At 71.3% G+C, this 17,155-nt stretch carries 15 protein-coding genes; 11 read left to right on the forward strand and 4 right to left on the reverse strand.

Going from position 1 to position 17,155, the window contains the following annotated elements; all coding sequences use genetic code 11:
* Positions 1-21: 21 nt before the first annotated feature.
* From ACWIFB_RS00535 to ACWIFB_RS00545, 3 genes are all read left to right on the forward strand, one after another.
* Complete coding sequence (locus ACWIFB_RS00535) at positions 22-804, forward strand: SDR family oxidoreductase (protein ID WP_452100350.1); 783 nt, start codon at positions 22-24, stop codon at positions 802-804.
* 179 nt (positions 805-983) lie between these two features.
* Positions 984-1,190 carry a PspC domain-containing protein gene (locus ACWIFB_RS00540; RefSeq protein ID WP_230929895.1) on the forward strand — a complete coding sequence of 69 codons (207 nt, stop codon included), beginning with the start codon at positions 984-986 and terminating at the stop codon, positions 1,188-1,190.
* Between the two features lie 50 nt (positions 1,191-1,240).
* The gene (locus ACWIFB_RS00545) at positions 1,241-2,101 is read left to right on the forward strand and encodes a crotonase/enoyl-CoA hydratase family protein (protein ID WP_454056962.1); all 861 of its coding nucleotides are present in this window, start codon (positions 1,241-1,243) and stop codon (positions 2,099-2,101) included.
* A gap of 168 nt (positions 2,102-2,269) precedes the next feature.
* Here ACWIFB_RS00545 and ACWIFB_RS00550 read toward each other — a convergent pair whose 3' ends face one another.
* The 3 genes from ACWIFB_RS00550 to ACWIFB_RS00560 form a co-directional block, all read right to left on the reverse strand.
* A complete protein-coding gene (locus ACWIFB_RS00550; RefSeq protein WP_454056963.1) occupies positions 2,270-4,669 on the reverse strand; it encodes an MMPL family transporter in 2,400 nt (799 codons plus the stop codon).
* 15 nt (positions 4,670-4,684) lie between these two features.
* The gene (locus ACWIFB_RS00555; RefSeq protein WP_454056964.1) at positions 4,685-5,320 is read right to left on the reverse strand and encodes a TetR/AcrR family transcriptional regulator; all 636 of its coding nucleotides are present in this window, start codon (positions 5,318-5,320) and stop codon (positions 4,685-4,687) included.
* Positions 5,321-5,486: 166 nt separating this feature from the next.
* Entirely contained in the window at positions 5,487-5,999 is a 513-nt protein-coding gene (locus ACWIFB_RS00560; protein ID WP_454056965.1) for an inorganic diphosphatase, read from the reverse strand.
* Between the two features lie 188 nt (positions 6,000-6,187).
* Between ACWIFB_RS00560 and dacB the strand changes: the two genes are divergently transcribed.
* The 6 genes from dacB to ACWIFB_RS00590 all read left to right on the forward strand — a co-directional run bounded on the left by dacB (position 6,188) and on the right by ACWIFB_RS00590 (position 12,319).
* Positions 6,188-7,579, forward strand: a complete 1,392-nt coding sequence (gene dacB, locus ACWIFB_RS00565; RefSeq protein ID WP_452099702.1) for a D-alanyl-D-alanine carboxypeptidase/D-alanyl-D-alanine endopeptidase — start codon at positions 6,188-6,190, stop codon at positions 7,577-7,579.
* An 88-nt stretch (positions 7,580-7,667) separates the two neighbouring features.
* Positions 7,668-8,684 (forward strand): tRNA lysidine(34) synthetase TilS, encoded by a 1,017-nt coding sequence (gene tilS, locus ACWIFB_RS00570; RefSeq protein WP_454057040.1) that lies wholly within the window; start codon positions 7,668-7,670, stop codon positions 8,682-8,684.
* Positions 8,685-9,242, forward strand: a complete 558-nt coding sequence (gene hpt, locus ACWIFB_RS00575; protein WP_452099700.1) for a hypoxanthine phosphoribosyltransferase — start codon at positions 8,685-8,687, stop codon at positions 9,240-9,242. It abuts the gene before it with no gap.
* Between the two features lie 290 nt (positions 9,243-9,532).
* Positions 9,533-11,068, forward strand: coding sequence for an acyl-CoA synthetase (locus tag ACWIFB_RS00580; protein ID WP_454056966.1), 1,536 nt, complete (start codon positions 9,533-9,535; stop codon positions 11,066-11,068).
* 56 nt (positions 11,069-11,124) lie between these two features.
* Positions 11,125-12,036 (forward strand): sigma-70 family RNA polymerase sigma factor, encoded by a 912-nt coding sequence (locus ACWIFB_RS00585; RefSeq protein ID WP_452099697.1) that lies wholly within the window; start codon positions 11,125-11,127, stop codon positions 12,034-12,036.
* 55 nt (positions 12,037-12,091) lie between these two features.
* Positions 12,092-12,319, forward strand: a complete 228-nt coding sequence (locus ACWIFB_RS00590; protein ID WP_454056967.1) for a hypothetical protein — start codon at positions 12,092-12,094, stop codon at positions 12,317-12,319.
* 35 nt (positions 12,320-12,354) lie between these two features.
* Here the strand turns inward: ACWIFB_RS00590 and ACWIFB_RS00595 are convergent, their stop codons facing one another.
* Positions 12,355-13,701 carry an amidase gene (locus ACWIFB_RS00595; protein WP_454056968.1) on the reverse strand — a complete coding sequence of 449 codons (1,347 nt, stop codon included), beginning with the start codon at positions 13,699-13,701 and terminating at the stop codon, positions 12,355-12,357.
* 183 nt (positions 13,702-13,884) lie between these two features.
* On the opposite strand from ACWIFB_RS00595, the gene ftsH reads away from it, so the two are divergent.
* Both ftsH and folE read left to right on the forward strand, forming a co-directional pair.
* Positions 13,885-16,494, forward strand: coding sequence for an ATP-dependent zinc metalloprotease FtsH (gene ftsH, locus ACWIFB_RS00600; RefSeq protein ID WP_454056969.1), 2,610 nt, complete (start codon positions 13,885-13,887; stop codon positions 16,492-16,494).
* A gap of 36 nt (positions 16,495-16,530) precedes the next feature.
* On the forward strand, positions 16,531-17,154 hold the full coding sequence (gene folE / locus ACWIFB_RS00605; RefSeq protein ID WP_452099692.1) for a GTP cyclohydrolase I FolE: 624 nt from the start codon (positions 16,531-16,533) through the stop codon (positions 17,152-17,154).
* Position 17,155 lies beyond the last annotated feature (1 nt).

Genomic DNA, 17,155 nt, shown 5'->3' on the forward strand with positions numbered 1-17,155 from the left:
CCGGCTGGTTTGATGGCCTGCATGACAGGGCTATTCGCGGACAAGGTCATCGTGATCATCGGCGCCGGCCCCGGCTTCGGCCGGACGCTGGCGCTCGAGGCCGCGCGCGAGGGCGCGACGGTCGTGGTGGCAGCGCGGACGCAGGAGCGTCTGGACCAGCTGGCCGATGAGATCACGCAGGTGGGTGGCCGGGCGATCGCGGCCGCGGTCGACGCCACCGATCCGGACTCGGTGCGCGCCCTGCGAGAGACGGTCGAGCAGCACACCGACGCGGTGCACGGCCTGGTCAACAGCGCCTTCGCGGTGCCCAGCATGAAGCCGCTGGCGGAGACCGAGCACGATCAGATCACCCGCGGCATCGACCTGTCCGTGATGGGCGCCCTGCGCGCCACGCAGGAGTTCACCCCGCTCCTCGAGGCCGGGGACGGCTCCGTGGTGATGATGGCCTCGGCCGTCATCCACCACTCCCGCGAGCGCTACGCGGGCTACAAGATCGCCAAGACCGCGCTGGTCGCGCTGGGTCACTCGCTGGCCACGGAACTAGGCCCACGCGGCATCCGCGTCAACACGGTCGCGCCGGGCTACATCTACGGCGACACCCTCAAGGCCTATTTCGAGCACCTGGCCGGCAAGTACGGTGGCTCGGTCGAGGACGTCTACCAGCACACGGCCGCCAAGATGGACCTGCGCCGCCTGCCGACCGAGCGCGAGATCGTGGACCCAGTCCTGTTCCTGCTCTCCGGCCGGGCCTCGGCGGTCACCGGCCAGACCCTCACCGTCGACTGCGGCGAGTTCCACACCTGACGAACTCCGGGCCGGGAACCGGGCGACCCCGAGCCGGGATCAGGGTCGGAAATCGGGGTTCGTCCCCGATGTGGTGCGGGCGCGACGGGAGGACAGTGGGAGTCACCGGGGGAGAGATCCCCGGCCCACCATCCCCACGAGGACGACGACGACACCGCCGTCCACAAGGAGTTCCAGTCATGACCAGCTTTCCCACCTCCCAGCCGAAGCGTCTGGCCCGGTCCGAGGACCGTTGGATCGGCGGTGTGGCCGGCGGCCTGGCGAACTACTTCGGGCTCGATCCGGCACTGGTCCGCGTCCTGTTCGTGGCATCGCTGCTGCTTCCCGGGCCGCAGGTGCTCATTTACGTGATCCTCTGGTTCGTCATGCCGAATTCCGGAGCCTGATCCGGTACTGCCGGGGGCCGGGGCGGCAGGGGCATGGCAGTCTCTAGGCCATGAGCGATTCCGACACCACCACCCCCTGCGAGTACGCCTCGGTCCGCATCGAAAAGGGTACCCGGCACCCGCACGTCGCCCAGGTCACCCTGATCGGCCCGGGACGCAACAACGGCATGGGCCCGGACTTCTGGGCCGAGATGCCCCGCGTGATGGCCGAGCTCGACGCGGACCCGGAGATCCGTGCCGCCGTCATCGCGGGCGACGGCCGGAACTTCTCCTACGGCCTCGACCTCATGGCGATGATGCCGCAGTTCATGGAGTTCCTGCCCCGGGACAAGGCCCCGGACGCTTCGCGCAACGAGCGGATCCTCGACTTCGTGGAGACGATGCGTCAGGCCATCGACTCGGTGGCCGCGGCCCGGACGCCGACCATCGCGGCGGTCCAGGGTCGCTGCATCGGCGGCGCGATGGACCTCATCTCGGCGTGCGATGTGCGGCACGGCTCGGCGGACTCGTCGTACTCGGTTCGCGAGGTCAAGGTCGGCATCGTCGCCGACATGGGTTCGCTCGGCCGCCTGCCCTACATCATCGGTTCGGGCCTGACCCGTGAGCTGGCGTTGACCGGCCGCGACATCGACGGCGAGACCGCACTGCGCTACGGACTCATCACCAACCTGGTCGACGACGCCGCGGGCGTGCTCGACTCCGCCCACGCGACCGCCGCCGAGATCGCGGACAACCCGCCGCTGGTCGTGCGCGGAACCCGCGAGGTGTTGAACCGCGCGACCGAGGGCCCGATCCGCGAGTCCAACCGCTACGTCGCCACCTGGAATGCGGGCTTCCTGGCCTCCGCGGACATGATGGAGGCCGTCAGCGCCGCGCTCGAGAAGCGCGACGCCAGCTACACAGGCCGCTGAGCCGCCCGCCCCGTCCGCCCACCGCGCCCCTGCCCGCCCGGGCATCGCGAAGAGCGTTCCGCACACGTTTCCCGAGGGCGGGATGTGCGGAACGCTCTTCTCGTTGGAGGGGGGCCGGTGTGAGCCGGGTCCGGCCGCGGCGGGCGGGGCCCACCCCGGCCGGCGCGGTCAGCCGACGCTGACCTTCTCCCGCTCGTCCGCGGCGGCTGGGGTGGCCCCCGGCGCCTCGACGGCGAGGTTCTCGCCCTCAATGTCCACCTTCGGCAGGATCTTCTCCAGCCAGCCGGGCAGCCACCAGGCCTTGTCGCCGATGAGGTACATCAGCGACGGCATGATCACCATGCGCACCACGAAGGCGTCGAAGAACACGGCCGCGGCGAGCGCGAAGCCCATGGTCTTGATGAAGGCCATGTCCATGAGGATGAACCCGCCGAACACGCTGATCATGATCACCGCGGCGGCACTGACCACGCGGGCACCGTACTTGTAGCCGTGCACCACGGCGTCGCTGGCGGATTCGCCGTGGGTGTACGACTCGCGCATCCGGGAGACCAGGAACACCTGGTAGTCCATGGCCAGGCCGAAGACCAGGCCGATGAGGATGATCGGCAGGAAGCTGATGATCGGGGTGCCCTCGACCAGTCCGAGCCAACCCCACTGGAAGATCGCGACGGTCGCGCCGAGGGTGGCCAGGACGGACAGCAGGAAGCCCAGCGCGGCGGTCAACGGCACGACGATCGAGCGGAACACCACCATGAGCAGCAAGAACGCCAGGGTCACGACGATCGCGAGATAGGGGATGAGCGCGTCGAACAGCCGCTCGGACACGTCCGCCTGGATGGCGGTGATGCCGGTGATGCCGTAGTTCGCTCCCGTCTCGGCCGTGTAGGCGTCGGCGTGGTCGCGCATGGCGTGGAGGAGGTTCTCGGTGGCCTCGTCGGTGGGGCCGGTCGAGGGGGTCACCAGGAGCTGCGCGGTGTCGGCGCTCAGCGGGTCGGCGGGGTCGCCGTTGGTCATGACGACCTGGGCGTTGACCACACCCTCCATGTCGCGGAAGTCGGCGGCGGCCGTCTGGAACGCGGGCATCCGCTCCTCGGCGGGGATGTCGGTGGCGTCGACGATCGCGAGCAGCGGCGCGTTGGCGCCGGGGCCGAAGCCGCGCTCGAGGAGGTCGGAGGCGTCGCGGGCAGGGGTGCCCTGCTCCATGGTGGTGTCCGACGGCAACGCCAGACGCATGGAGCCGACCGGGATGGCGAGCAGCGCGAGGATCACCACGCCACCGGCCAGGCCGATCCACGGCTTGCCGCGCATGGCCTTGGCGAAGCGCTCACCGGTGGTGTTGACGCCCTCGTCCTCCGGATCCGGCGCGGTGATCCTCGGCAGGCGTCCGGCGAAGACCTTGCCCTGGAGCGCGCCGAACAGCGCGGGCAGGAGGGTCAGGGCGATCAGGACGGAGACGACGACGGCGCCGGCAGCGGCCAGGGCCATCACGGACAGGAAGGGGATGCCCACCACCGTGAGGGCGACGAGCGCGATGAACACGGTGAGTCCGGCGAACACGACCGCGGAGCCAGCGGTGCCGACCGCGCGGCCGGCGGCGTGTGCTCGGTCGTCGGTGAGTCGGATCTCGTGCTTGTACCGGCTGGCGATGAACAGGGAGTAGTCGATCGCCACGGCCAGGCCGAGCATGGTGGCCAGGATCGGCGTCATGTCGTTGACCTCGACCGTGCCCGACAGGGCGTGGACCGAGAGCACGGCGATTCCGACGCCGACGATCGCGGTGACGATGGGCAGGCCGGCGGCGACGATCGAGCCGAAGGTGATGGCCAGGACGATGAGGGCGACGACGATGCCGATGATCTCGGAGGTGAACCCGATGGCGCCCATGTCCTGGGCGGCGGGGCCGTTGTAGGCGACCTCGAGGCCGAGCGCTTCACCGGCGTCGGTGACGTCGGCCAGCGACTGGCGCTGCTCGTCGGTCATGTCGACGGCGCTGGGGGTGATCTCGGTGTCGAAGCCGGCCTGGACCTTGTAGACGGACTCGTCCGCGGACAGGGGCGAAACCGTGGCGGCGTCCGTCTCGGCCTGCGCCGGGTCGCCACCGGCGGCGGTGGTCTGCTCGATCAGGCCCGCGGACTGCGCCTGCACGGCGGTGAGCCATGGCTGGTCGCCGGGCGCGCCGGCCTCGAGCGCCCCGGAGGGCAGGCCCAGGGTGCCGACGGCGTCGGGTGCGGCGAGCCCCGGGATGTCGCGGATGGAGTCGAGGACCTCCGCGACCTTCTCCTGGTTCTCCGGGGTGGTCAGCGGGCTCGAGTCCGCCGTCGCGATGACCATGGTGAAGGTCGGCGCCGTCTGCGGGTCCTCGCCGGAGTCGCTGGCGAAGCGTTCGGTGAGCAGCGTCTGCGCCCGCTCGGACGGGATGCCGGGGATGGTGAACGAGCTGGATGCGGGGGCGGAGAACGCCGCCGCGAGCCCGCCGACCACGGCGAGGAGGCCGATCCAGGAGGCCAGGACGATGTACCAGCGCCGGTACGAGGCCCGCCCGATGCGGTAGAGGAAGGAAGCCATGTGTTCTGGTTTCTCCTAGTCGGTGTGGTGTGGGTCGGTGGGGACTGCGACGAGTAGGGGCAGCGCCGAGAACACCTCGTCGAGAAGGTCGTCCTGGGTGCGTCCGGCGAAGTCGGGGGAGGCGTGCATCCGGATCACCGTGACGGCCAGCGTGAAGGTGATCTCGGCGACGACGTGCGGGACAGCCGAGACGGCGGGGTCCAGACCGAGCCGCCGGGCCACCTCCTCGACGCCGGTGACCAGCACCTCGGGATGGTTGTCCTGCAGGTGTCTGCGCAGGTCCGGGTTGGATTCGACCGCGTCGATAAGCACGCTGAGAACCGCCACATCGGCGCGATACCTGTCCAGCATCTCGCGCCACGCATCGCGGAGGGCGTCCGCGCAGCTCACCTCGTCGGGCTGGGCCCGGAGCTCGGCGTGGTACTCCCCGACCAGGTTCGCCGCCAGGTTCGCCAGCGCCGCGGCCTTGCCGGGGAAGTAGTTGTGGAACGTCCGCACCGAGACGCCTGCGGCCTGCGCGATCGCCTCGACGGTCGTGGCCTCGTATCCCCTGGTGCTGACGAGGTTGAGGGCGGCGGCGGACAGTGCGGAACGCGTCTGTGCCTTCTTCGCTTCACGCAGCCCGCGGGGCTTGAGACAGTCGGGGGTCACCCGGCCCACCGTACGGATCCTGCATGGCCATGCAAAGTTGCAGGCGGCTGAAAGTTACGTGATTATCATCACCGTGATCGAGGGCACGCCGTCGCGCCCACGACCCGCCGGATACGGGTCAGGCCCGGCACCACGTGGGTGCCGGGCCTGACGAGAGGCGCCTGGATCAGCCGCGGAAGGGCTCGGACTTCTCCTCGGGGTGCTTCTTGAAGTTCTCGACGCCCTCCACGACGAGCTTCTCGCCCCAGGCCTTGTCCTTCCACTCGCCGGGCGTGACGTGCTTGCCGGGCTCGAGGTCCTTGTAATGGAGGAAGAAGTGCTCGATGGCCTTGAGTTCGAAATCCGGCACGTCGTCGACGTCCTGGATGTGCTCCCAGCGCGGGTCCAGCGCGGGGACGCAGAGCAGCTTGTCGTCGCCACCGGCCTCGTCCGACATGGTGTAGACGGCCACCACGCGGGAGTTGACGATCACGCCGGGGAAGACGGACTCGTCGAGCAGCACCAGGGCGTCGCACGGGTCACCGTCGTCGGCGAGGGTCTCGTCGATGTAGCCGTAGTCGGCCGGGTATCCCATCGAGGTGAACAGGAAGCGATCGAGGTAGATCTTCCCGGTCTCGTGGTGGATCTCGTACTTGTTGCGCGAGCCCTTGGGGATCTCGATGGTCACTTCGACGGTCACTGTCGTACCTCGCTGAATCGGCGTTCGTTACCTTCCGGGACCGGCGCCCGGGGAATCCGGGGTGATTCTAGTAGGCGGCCCGGCGCCGGGGGTGGTCGGCGTCACGAGGGCCGCTAGCGTAGGTGGTTGCAGACGACGCCGCGGTCGACGGCGTCGCTGACGGAAACAATTCGTCCTGGGGGTGGTCCGTGACCGAGCGGGGTGTGTGGCGCGGGCGCTCGACCGCGTGGCGGATCGGTGTATCCGTGCTGGTTCTGGCGGTTCTCGTGGCCACCGTGGTGGTCGCGGCACTGTTGACGGAGGTCGACGACGGCGACGCCGCGGCCCACGAACCGGCGGCCTCTGCCGCCGGACCGTCCCCGGGCCTGCTCCCGGCGGGCGACTCGGCCCCGATGCCCGATCCGGCGGTGCTCGCCCGGGTGCTGGCCCCGTTGGCGGACTCCCCGGCCGTGGGCGACCTCACGGGCAGTGTCGTCGACGACGTGACCGGGCAGGTGCTGTGGGAGCGCGACCCGGACGCGCCCAGGGTCCCGGCCTCCACGACCAAGCTGCTCACCGCCCTGGCCGCCCTCACGCAGCTGCCCGCCGACGCGCGCGTGGACACCGTGCTGGCGAGCGGGACCGAGCCGGGCACGCTCGTGGTGATCCCCGGTGGCGACCCGACGATGTCCCGGGGCGCCGAAGCGGGCCCGCTGTTCCCGGGTTCGGCCACGGTCACCCAGGCCGCGGACATCGTGCGGGCCTCGGATCTCGCTCCCGCCCGCATCATCGTGGCGCCCGGGCCGTACACCGGGCCCGCGCTGGGGCCGGGCTGGTCGCCGGGCGAGATCGCGGCCGGCAACCTGGCCCCGATCGAGCCGTGGATGCTCGACGGCGGTCGTATGGACCCGGCCGACGACTACTCGCCGCGCTACGCGCAACCTGCGCTCGCGGCGGGCCGGATTCTGGCTCGGCAGCTGGGGGTGGATCCGGAGACGGTGCGGGTGTCCGCGGAGCCGGTCGAGACCACGGGGGAGATCGGGCGCGTCTCGTCGGCCGAGCTGGTCGAGCGGGTGCGCTCGATGCTCGTCCACTCGGACAACGTGCTGGCCGAGGCGGTCTGCCGCGAGGTGGCGCTGGCCCGCAACCCGGACAAGCCGGCCGACTTCGCCGCCGGGACCTCCGCCGTGATCGACACCCTGGCCGAGCACGGCCTGGACATGACGGGCGTGAAGCTGGACGACTGCTCCGGCATGAGCTCCGGCAACCGCATCCCGGCGGCCGTGCTGACGGACGTGCTGCGTACCGCCTCGAGCCCGGACGCGACCCGCGAGATGCGCGACCTGCTCGACGCCCTGCCGGTGGCCGCGGGCTCGGGCACCCTGGCCGACCGCTTCTCCGGCCCCTCGGGCGCGGGCGCCGGCTGGGTCCGCGCCAAGACGGGCACCCTCAGCGGCACCAGCGCGCTGGCCGGCACGGTCACCGACGTCGACGGCCGCTCGATGAGCTTCGCGCTGCTGTCCTCGGGCACCGACCCCGCCGACGCGCGCCCGATGCTGGACCGGATCGCCGCGGAGCTACGGAACTGTGGCTGCCGCTGACGGACGCCGGACCGACGCCGCGCGGGCCGACGCTTCAAGGGCCGACGCGGCGCGGACCGGTGCTGCCTGGACCGGCGCCGCCTGGACCGTGCGCGCGGCCGTACGGGCGTTCCGCCGCGACCCCCCCGAGATCGGCGACGCGGTGTGTGTGGGCCTGTCCGGCGGCGCCGACTCGCTGGCCCTGCTCGCCGCCGCCGTCGCCGAGTTCGACGAGGTCACGGCTCTGATCGTCGACCACGGTCTGCAGCCGGGATCGGCGCAGGTCGCCCGCGATGCAGCCGACACCGCGCGGGTGATCGGGGCCGGGGTGGAGGTGCTCGTCGTCGTCGTCGACCCCGACGGCTCCGGCCCCGAGGCCGCCGCCCGCGCCGCCCGCTACTCCGCGCTCGACGCCGCGCGCGACGGCCGCGCCGTCCTGCTGGCCCACACGCTCGACGACCAGGCGGAGACCGTCCTGCTCGGCCTCGGGCGGGGCTCCGGCGCGCGCTCGCTGCGCGGCATGGCCGCCTGGGACGCGCCGTGGGCCCGCCCGCTGCTCGGCGTGCGCGCCGCCGACACCCGCGCCGCCTGCCGCGACCTCGGCCTGACCTGGTGGGACGACCCGCACAACACCGACCCCTCGTACACGCGCGTCCGCCTGCGCCACGAGGTCCTCCCGCTGCTCGAGGACGTGCTGTCCGGCGGCGCCGCGGAGGGACTGGCGCGCACCGCCGAGCTGTTGGGGGTCGACGACGACGAGCTCGACCGCCTCGCCGCCGCCGTACCCGTCGACCCGGACGGTGGACTGGACGTCAGCCGGCTCGAGCGGTTGCCGGCCGCGGTGCTGACCCGGGTGATCCGGCGCTGGCTGATCGCCGGGGGAGTGGGGTCGCCGACGTACGCGCACGTGACGGGCGTGGCGGCGCTGGTGACCGACTGGCGCGGGCAGGGCGGCGTGGCCGTCGGCGGGGCTGACGCGCGCGGGCGTGACGGTGTGGACATCCACGGCGGTGCGGCCGGCCGTGGCAGTGGCTCCGGCGAGAGCCGGGTGACCAGGTTGGTCGCCCGGCGTCGGCATGGAAAGGTGGTCCTGGAGATCGACCGGGCGAGCGGAGCGGGGAGCTAGATGACGATGGACAAGTACGCGGACGAGATCGAATCCGTCCTGCTGAGCGAGGAAGCCATCCAGGCGCGGATCGCCGAGATGGCCGCCGCGGTCGGGGAGAAGTACGCGGACGTCGAGAAGGAGGTCGTGCTGATCGCCGTGCTCAAGGGCGCCGCGATCTTCGTCTCGGACTTCGCCCGCGCGCTGCCGATCCCGTCCGAGATGGAGTTCATGGCCGTCAGCTCGTACGGTTCGTCGACCAGTTCCTCCGGCGTGGTGCGGATCCTCAAGGACCTCGACCGCGACATCGCCGACCGCGACGTGATCATCGTCGAGGACATCATCGATTCCGGCCTGACCCTGTCGTGGCTGATGCGCAACCTCCGGACCCGGAACCCGCGCTCGATCGAGATCGTCACCCTGCTGCGCAAGCCCGACGCGGTGAAGGCCGACCTGGACATCCTGGAGATCGGCTTCGACATTCCCAACGAGTTCGTCGTGGGCTACGGCCTCGACTTCGCCGAGCGGTACCGCGATCTGCCGTACATCGGCCGGCTGCACCCGCGCATGTACTCCTGAGGCGCGGGCCGGCCGCCCCCGCCCGGCCCGCCTGCCCGCCGGTTGCAAGACATCCGCGGCCAGTTGCAAGACATCAAGTGCGGAAAACCGGCCCTGAAGCGCACCTGGTGTCTTGCAGATTGAAGTCCGTGTCTTGCAACCGGGCACCTGCCGCCTGGGCCCGGGACTGACGCTGCGCTCGTGGCTCCACTGGGCATCCCGCTGCGGCTGAGCACAGCGCTTCTCGCTTCTACTTGGACCACGGTCCGAAAACGGTGATCCGGATCACATGCCGGATATATGCTGGCGACATGTTCCCCGGAGCCTTCGCCGCCACCACTGCCGACAAGCCCGCCGTGATCCGCCCCGCGACGGGCGAGCAGATCACCTATGGGCAGCTCGAGGCCCGATCGGCCCAGCTCGCCCACCTGCTGGTCGACGACTGGGGCCTGCGGCCCGGGGACACGATCGCGGTGGTCTCGGACAACACGCTCGAGATGGTGGAGATCTACTGGGGTGCGTTGCGGTCCGGGCTCTACATCGCGGCCATCAACCACCACCTCACGCCGGATGAGTCGTCCTACATCATCGGCGACTGCGGGGCACGGGCGCTGTTCGTCTCCGCCCAGGTGGCCGACCACGTGGACCTGTCCGCGGATGCGAATCCGATCCTTGAGCACCGGGTGGTGTTCGGGGGCGCACTGGAAGGCTTCGAGGACTACCGCACGCTGCTCGAGGGCAGGTCCACCGAGGCGCCCGCCGACCAGCCCCGCGGTCACGACTTCCTCTACTCCTCCGGCACCACCGGCCGACCCAAGGGCGTGCGCGTCGACCCGCCGGAGGGGCAGATCGACGAGGTGCCGGACTACTACACGCCGATCTTCAGCTTCCTCTACGCCTTCGACGCGGACAGTGTCTACCTGTGCCCGGCGCCGCTCTACCACGCCGCACCGCTGCGCTTCTGCGGCGTCGTCAACTCGGTCGGCGGCACCGTGATCCTCATGGACCGCTTCGACGCCGAGGACGCGCTGCGGCTCATCGAGGAGTACCGGGTCACGCATTCGCAGTGGGTGCCCACGATGTTCGTGCGGATGCTCAAGCTGCCCGAGGAGGTGCGCTCCCGCCACGACCTGTCGAGCCTGACGCACGCCATCCACGCCGCCGCACCGTGCCCGCCCGAGGTCAAGCGGCGCATGATCGAGTGGTGGGGCCCGGTGATCCACGAGTACTACTCGGCCACCGAGGGGATGGGCATCACGTTCATCAACTCCGAGGAGGCGCTCGAGCGGCCGGGGTCGGTGGGTAAGGACGGGCTCAAGGGGATCGCCCATATCTGCGACGACGACGGCAACGAGCTCCCGACCGGCGAGATCGGCACCATCTACTGGCAGAACGACGAGAACTCCTTCTCGTACCACGGCGATGAGGAGAAGACGGCGTCCGTCCGGCACCCGGACCACTCCACCTGGGCGACGTTCGGCGACGTGGGCTACCTCGACGAGGACCGCTTCCTCTACCTGACCGACCGCAAGGCGTTCACCATCATCTCGGGCGGCGTGAACATCTACCCGCAGGAGATCGAGAACGCGCTCGTCCTGCACCCGGCGGTGGACGACGTCGCGGTGATCGGCCTGCCCGACGAGGAGATGGGTGAGCGGGTCCACGCGGTGGTGGTCGCGGCCGAGGGGCAGGAGCCCGGCCCGGCGCTGGCCGAGGAGATCCTCGGCGCGCTGCGCGGCACGATCTCCGATTTCAAGCTGCCCCGCGGCCTGGACTTCGTCGACGAACTGCCGCGCACGCCCACGGGCAAGCTGGTCAAGCGGCGGATCGTGCAGCAGTACGCGTAGAACGTGATGCGCTGATCGCCGTCCCAGCACCCGGTCGGTCTTCTAGGATCACCGGGGTGGACCGGGATCGGGTACTGGAGTTCTTCACCGCCGACCGGCCGCGGCTGGTCCGGCTCGCGGCCCGGATCCTCGCCGATCCCGCCGAGGCCGAGGACATCGTCCAGCAGGCGTGGCTCCGGCTCGATCGTGCCGACACCTCGGCCATCGATTCGCCGGGCGCGTGGCTGACCACCGTCGTCACGAGGCTCTGCCTGGACCGGCTCAAGGCCCGGGTCCCGATGCCGGTCGCGGACGACACCGGCGACGGCCGCGCCGCCGTCTCGTCGGTCGACCCGGTCGACGACGTGGTGCTCGTCGACTCCGTGGGTGCCGCGTTGCATGTCGTGGTGGATCGTCTGTCCCCGACGGAGCGGGTGGCGTTCGTGCTCCACGATTCGTTCGGGGTCGAGTTCGCCGCGATCGCCGAGATCCTCGACTGCACCCCGGCGGCCGCCCGCAAGCTGGCCTCCCGGGCGCGCGCCCGGGTCGGCGGGGGACGGGGCCCGGGCGCCGACACGACGGACGGGACGGAGGGGTCGGCGGACGCCGCGGTGGTCGACGCCTTCCTCGCCGCCGCGCGCCACGGCGAGTTCGCCCGGCTGGTGAGCCTGCTCGCGCCGGACGTCGTGGTGGTCGGCGACCCCGTCGCGGTGGGGATCGGCACCCCGGAGCGCATCGAGGGTCGGGACGCCGTCGCGGAGTTCTTCAACGGGGCCGCCGCGGCGGCGCTGCCGGTGCACGTCGACGATCGCCCCGGTGCCGCGTGGTTCGACCGCGGCGCCGCCCGGGTGGCGTTCGACTTCCTGGTCGCGGACGGGGTCGTGCGCCGGATCGATTTCCGGGCCGAGGAGCGCGTCCTGCAGGGAGTGCGTCGGCGTCGACGCGCCGGCCCGGTCACATCCGGGGCGCCGGAGTCGTCAGAGGAATAGGGCGCGCGGACGGTCCGCGGCCACGACCCGAGAGGGATGATTCATCGTGAAGACCATGACCTGCACGGACCTGGGCGGACCCTGCGACCTCGCCCACCACGGCGAGACGGCCGACGACGTGATCAACGCCCAGGACGCCCACCTCAGGGAACGCGTCAAGGCCGGCGACGAGGCCCACGTGGCCGCGCGCAAGGAGATGAAGGGGCGCTGGCTGCGGCCCCGCCAGTCGCTGGGTTGGTACAACGGCGTCAAGGCGCGCTTCGCCGAGCTGCCGGAGGACTGAACCGCGCCGGTCGATGCCCGCGTCCCCGTGTGGTGCTAGCGGGTGTCGACGGTGTCGTCGTCGTTCCGCTCGATCACGGCGGCCAACGCCAACAGTGTCGCCTCCGACCCGGGGCGGCCCATCAATTGCACGGACGTGGGTAGGCGCCGCCCGAGCGGGGTGTGGGTGACACCGCACGGCACGGTGGCGGCGGGCCAGCCGAGCACGTTGGCCAGCGGCGTGAACGGCGAGAACTGCATCGACGCCCACATGGAGCGCCCCCACGACCGGCGATGCCAGTCGGTGGCCTCGGGCGGGACGTTCGCGAGCGCCGGGGTGAGCCACACGTCCACGCCGGCCGTCTCCATGACGGCGACGATGTCGGCGCGTAACACTTCGGCCGCGCGGTTCCAGCGGGTGTCACCGTCCCCGGCCCCGCCGCGCCGGAACACGGTGCGCCCGAGCAGTGCGTGGTGGCGGGTGCGGCGCTCCATCGCGGACAGCGGCAGGTTCTCCTCCTCGGCGGCGCGGGCCACCGCGGAGGTCCACCGCGCGAGGTAGAGGAACGGGTCGCGCGGGGCGGGGAGGGGGGTGTCGACGACGACGAGGCCGTCCCCACGCAGACGGTCGGCGGCCTCCCGGGCCGCGCGCTTCCACGGCTCGTGGACGCGGACCAGATCGCGGCCGAGGCGGATCGGGCTGTCGGTGGACACGCCGATCCGGGTCCCGTCGGGCACCTCGTCGACGTCTGCCAGCTCGGGCAGGGAGGCCATCAGCGACAGCGCGAGCGCGACATCCGCGACGGTCCTGGCCAGGGGGCCCGACTCGGCGAGGTACCCCCAGTTGTCCCGCCCGAGCCGGGTGGGCACGACGCCGCGCCCGGGCTTGATCGTGGCGAGCCCGCAGGCCGCGGCGGGGATCCGCAGGGAACCCATGCCGTCGTCACCCACCGCGAGCGGCACCATCCCGGAGGCGACCGCGGCGGCCGATCCGCCCGAGGAGCCGCCGGGGGTCAGGGACACGTCCAGCGGGTTGCGGGTGATGCCGTGCGCGTCCGAGTCGGTCATCCCCCACGTGCACAGTTGGGGGGCCGCGGTGATCCCCACGGGGACGGCGCCGGCGGCCACCAGCGGCGCGACGACCGGGTTCTCGAGCGTGACGGTGCTCTTGATGGCCAGCGGGACCCCGGCCAGGGGCAGGCCCGCGCGCTCCTCCACGGGCCCGGCGTCGACGACGGCGCCGGCCGAGCGGCCGTCCGCGCGCAGCAGGGTGGTGAAGGCGTGCAGGGCCGGGTCGAGATCGTCGATCCGGTCGAACGCGGCGTCGAGGGTGTCCAGGGCGCCGCGCGCGCCCGTACGCACGGCCTCGGCGGTCTCGATGGCGGAGAGGGGATCGGTGGTCACGGCCCTGATCGTACGACGACGAGGTGGGCGGCCGTCCGGGCTCGCCCGTCACCGCTGTCCGCCCTGGGCGATCACCCCGGTCGGCTGTCGGTGTTCGCGGGTAGCCTGGGGCGATACCGACTTCGTCGGTCGCATCATCGGGTCCGCCGTCCGGTCGGGCCGTTCTTCCCACATGAGGGCCGAATGGATCGAAAGAGCAATACCGTCTTCCGCAACGTGGCGATCGCCGGCGTCATCATCCTGTTGATCGTCGGGTTCTCGTTCTTCGCCAACGACGAACGCGGTTACACCGAGGTCGACACCTCGGTGGCGCTGGCGCAGGTGGATGCGGACAACGTCAAGGAAGCGCTGATCGAGGACCGGGAGCAGCAGCTGCGCCTCGAGCTCTCCTCGCCGATCACCCCGGCCGAGGGTGAGGACGAGACTGACAAGATCCTCGCCAAGTACCCGGAGCGGGCGGCCGATCAGATCTTCGACCGGGTGGCCGCGGCCGGCCCGGAGACGTACAACACGACGGTCACGCAGCAGAGCTTCCTCATGCAGATGGCCTCGTTCCTGCTGCCGATGCTCATCCTGTTCGGTCTGCTCTTCTACTTCATGACCCGCATGCAGGGCGGCAAGGGCGGCCTGTTCGGGGTGGGCAAGTCGCGCGCGGTGGAGTTCAACAAGGACATGCCCCAGACCACGTTCGCCGACGTGGCGGGCGAAGACGAGGCGGTCGAGGAACTCAACGAGATCAAGGACTTCCTCCAGAACCCGGCCCGCTACGAGCGGCTGGGCGCCAAGATCCCGCGTGGCGTGCTGCTCTACGGCCCGCCGGGCACCGGCAAGACGCTGCTGGCCCGCGCCGTCGCCGGTGAGGCCGGGGTGCCGTTCTACTCGATCTCCGGGTCGGACTTCGTCGAGATGTTCGTCGGTGTGGGCGCCTCGCGCGTCCGCGATCTGTTCGAGAAGGCCAAGCAGAACTCGCCGTGCATCGTGTTCGTGGACGAGATCGACGCGGTCGGTCGTCACCGCGGCTCCGGCATGGGCGGCGGTCACGACGAGCGTGAGCAGACCCTCAACCAGCTCCTGGTGGAGATGGACGGCTTCGACGACCGCTCGACGGTCATCCTCATCGCCGCCACCAACCGCCCGGACGTGCTCGATCCCGCGCTGCTGCGGCCGGGCCGTTTCGACCGTCAGGTCCCGGTCACCAACCCGGACCTCCGCGGCCGTGAGTCGATCCTCGCCGTGCACTCGGTCGGCAAGCCGCTGGCCGCGGACGTGGACATGGAGGCGCTCGCACGCCGGACGATCGGCATGTCGGGTGCGGACCTGGCCAACGTGCTCAACGAGGGCGCGCTGCTCGCGGCCCGCATGGGGCATGACGAGATCTCGATCGACGTCCTCGAGGAGGCCACCGACCGCGTGGTGGGCGGCCCGCGCCGCAAGCACCGCGTGATCAGTGAGCACGAGAAGAAGGTCACCGCCTACCACGAGTCCGGGCACGCCCTGGCCGCGTGGGCGATGGAGGACCTGGAGCCCGTCCACAAGGTCACCATCCTGGCCCGCGGGCGCACCGGCGGTCACGCACTCGTGGTCCCGGAGGACGACAAGAGCTTGATGACCCGGGCGGACATGATCGCGCGCATCGTCATGGCGATGGGAGGGCGTGCGGCCGAGGAGTACATCTTCGGTGAGCCCACCTCCGGCGCCAGCTCGGATATCGAGCAGGCCACCCGGATCGCCCGGACGATGGTCGCCGAGCTGGGCATGAGCGCCAAGCTCGGTGCGGTCAAGTACGGCGGCGAGGGCGGGGACCCGTTCCTCGGCCGCGGTGGCGGCTCGAGCGTGGAGTACTCACCCGAGATCGCCAAGGTCATCGACGACGAGGTGCGTCGGATCATCGACGCCGCCCACACCGAGGCGTGGCAGGTCCTGGAGGCCAACCGCGAGATCCTCGACGCGGTGGCCGGCGAACTCCTGGAGAAGGAGACGCTGCGGCAGGACGACCTGGTGCGGCTGTTCGCCGACGTCGTCAAGCGGCCGCGCATCACCGAGTTCGACGACTTCGGTGGGCGCATCCCCTCCACCCACCCGCCCATCAAGACCCCGGGTGAGCTGGCCAAGGAGCGCGGCGAGCCGTGGCCCCCGCCGATCACCGATCCCTTCGCGATGCCCGTGCTGCCGCCCTCGCGTGCAGGCCAGAACGAGGCGGGCCCGGAGAACGGCCGCGAGACGGTGAACGGCACCGGCCCGGGTCGACCTGACACGGACCGGCCCGACACGGACCGGCCCGACACGGACCGGCCCGGCTCCGACCGGCCCGGCGCGAACGGACCCGGCTCGGCGCAGCCCGGCCCCGACCGGCCCGGCCCGTGGCAGGCACCGGGAGGCGGTCCCCGTGAGTTCGCCGGCTCCAAACAGCCGACCACCGCGATCCCGGCCTACGGCACGCCGCCGCCTCCCGGTTGGTCGGCGCCCGGCTGGCCCCCGAGTTCGTCGGGCCGGTACGGCGAGCAGGGCCCGAGCGGTGCGGAGACCACCCGTCTCCCGGCGATGCCCCGTGACGAGGCCCCGGCCGCCCCGCCGGCTCCCCGTCCCGCCGAGCCGGCTTCCGCTCCCGAGTCCGCATACCCGGTTCCCGAGCGTGATCGGGAACGCCCGGCCCCGGAGCAGACCCGGGCGCCGGACCCGGAGCCGTTCCCGGATACTGATTCGGGCCGCGGCACCGAGCCCACCAATCGGGGCTCACACCGCCGCGAGGACAAGGCTCCCGGGTGGCGTGCGCCGTGGGAACGTGACGACTGACCTCCGAGAGGTCGGATTCGTGCGAGAAGAGGATTGATGACGAGCACTGACCAGATGCCTTCCGTCGAACTGCGGTCGGTCACCACGGGTCGCGGGTTCGACGCCGAGCGCGCCGAAGCCGCTGTCCGTGAGTTGTTGATCGCGGTGGGGGAGGACCCGGACCGCGAGGGGCTGCGCGACACCCCGGCCCGGGTCGCGCGCGCCTACCGTGAGGTCTTCTCCGGGATGTTCACCGACCCGGCGGATGTGCTGGCCAAGACCTTCGACGAGGACCACCGTGAACTGGTGCTCGTGCGGGACATACCCATCTATTCGACGTGCGAGCACCACCTGGTGCCGTTCCACGGGGTGGCCCACATCGGCTACATCCCCGGCAAGTCCGGTGCGGTCACGGGACTGAGCAAGCTGGCCCGCCTGGCGGACCTGTACGCCAAGCGCCCCCAGGTCCAGGAGCGGCTGACCAGCCAGGTCGCCGACGCGCTGGTCGACCGGCTCGACCCGGCGGGCGTGCTCGTGGTGATCGAGTGCGAGCACCTGTGCATGTCCATGCGGGGTATCCGGAAGGCGGGTTCGGTCACCACCACCTCGGCGGTCCGGGGCATCATGCGGACCAACGCCTCGACCAGGGCGGAGGCAATGGGCCTCCTGCGCGGGACGTGAG

Source organism: Dietzia sp. NPDC055340 (assembly GCF_053645335.1).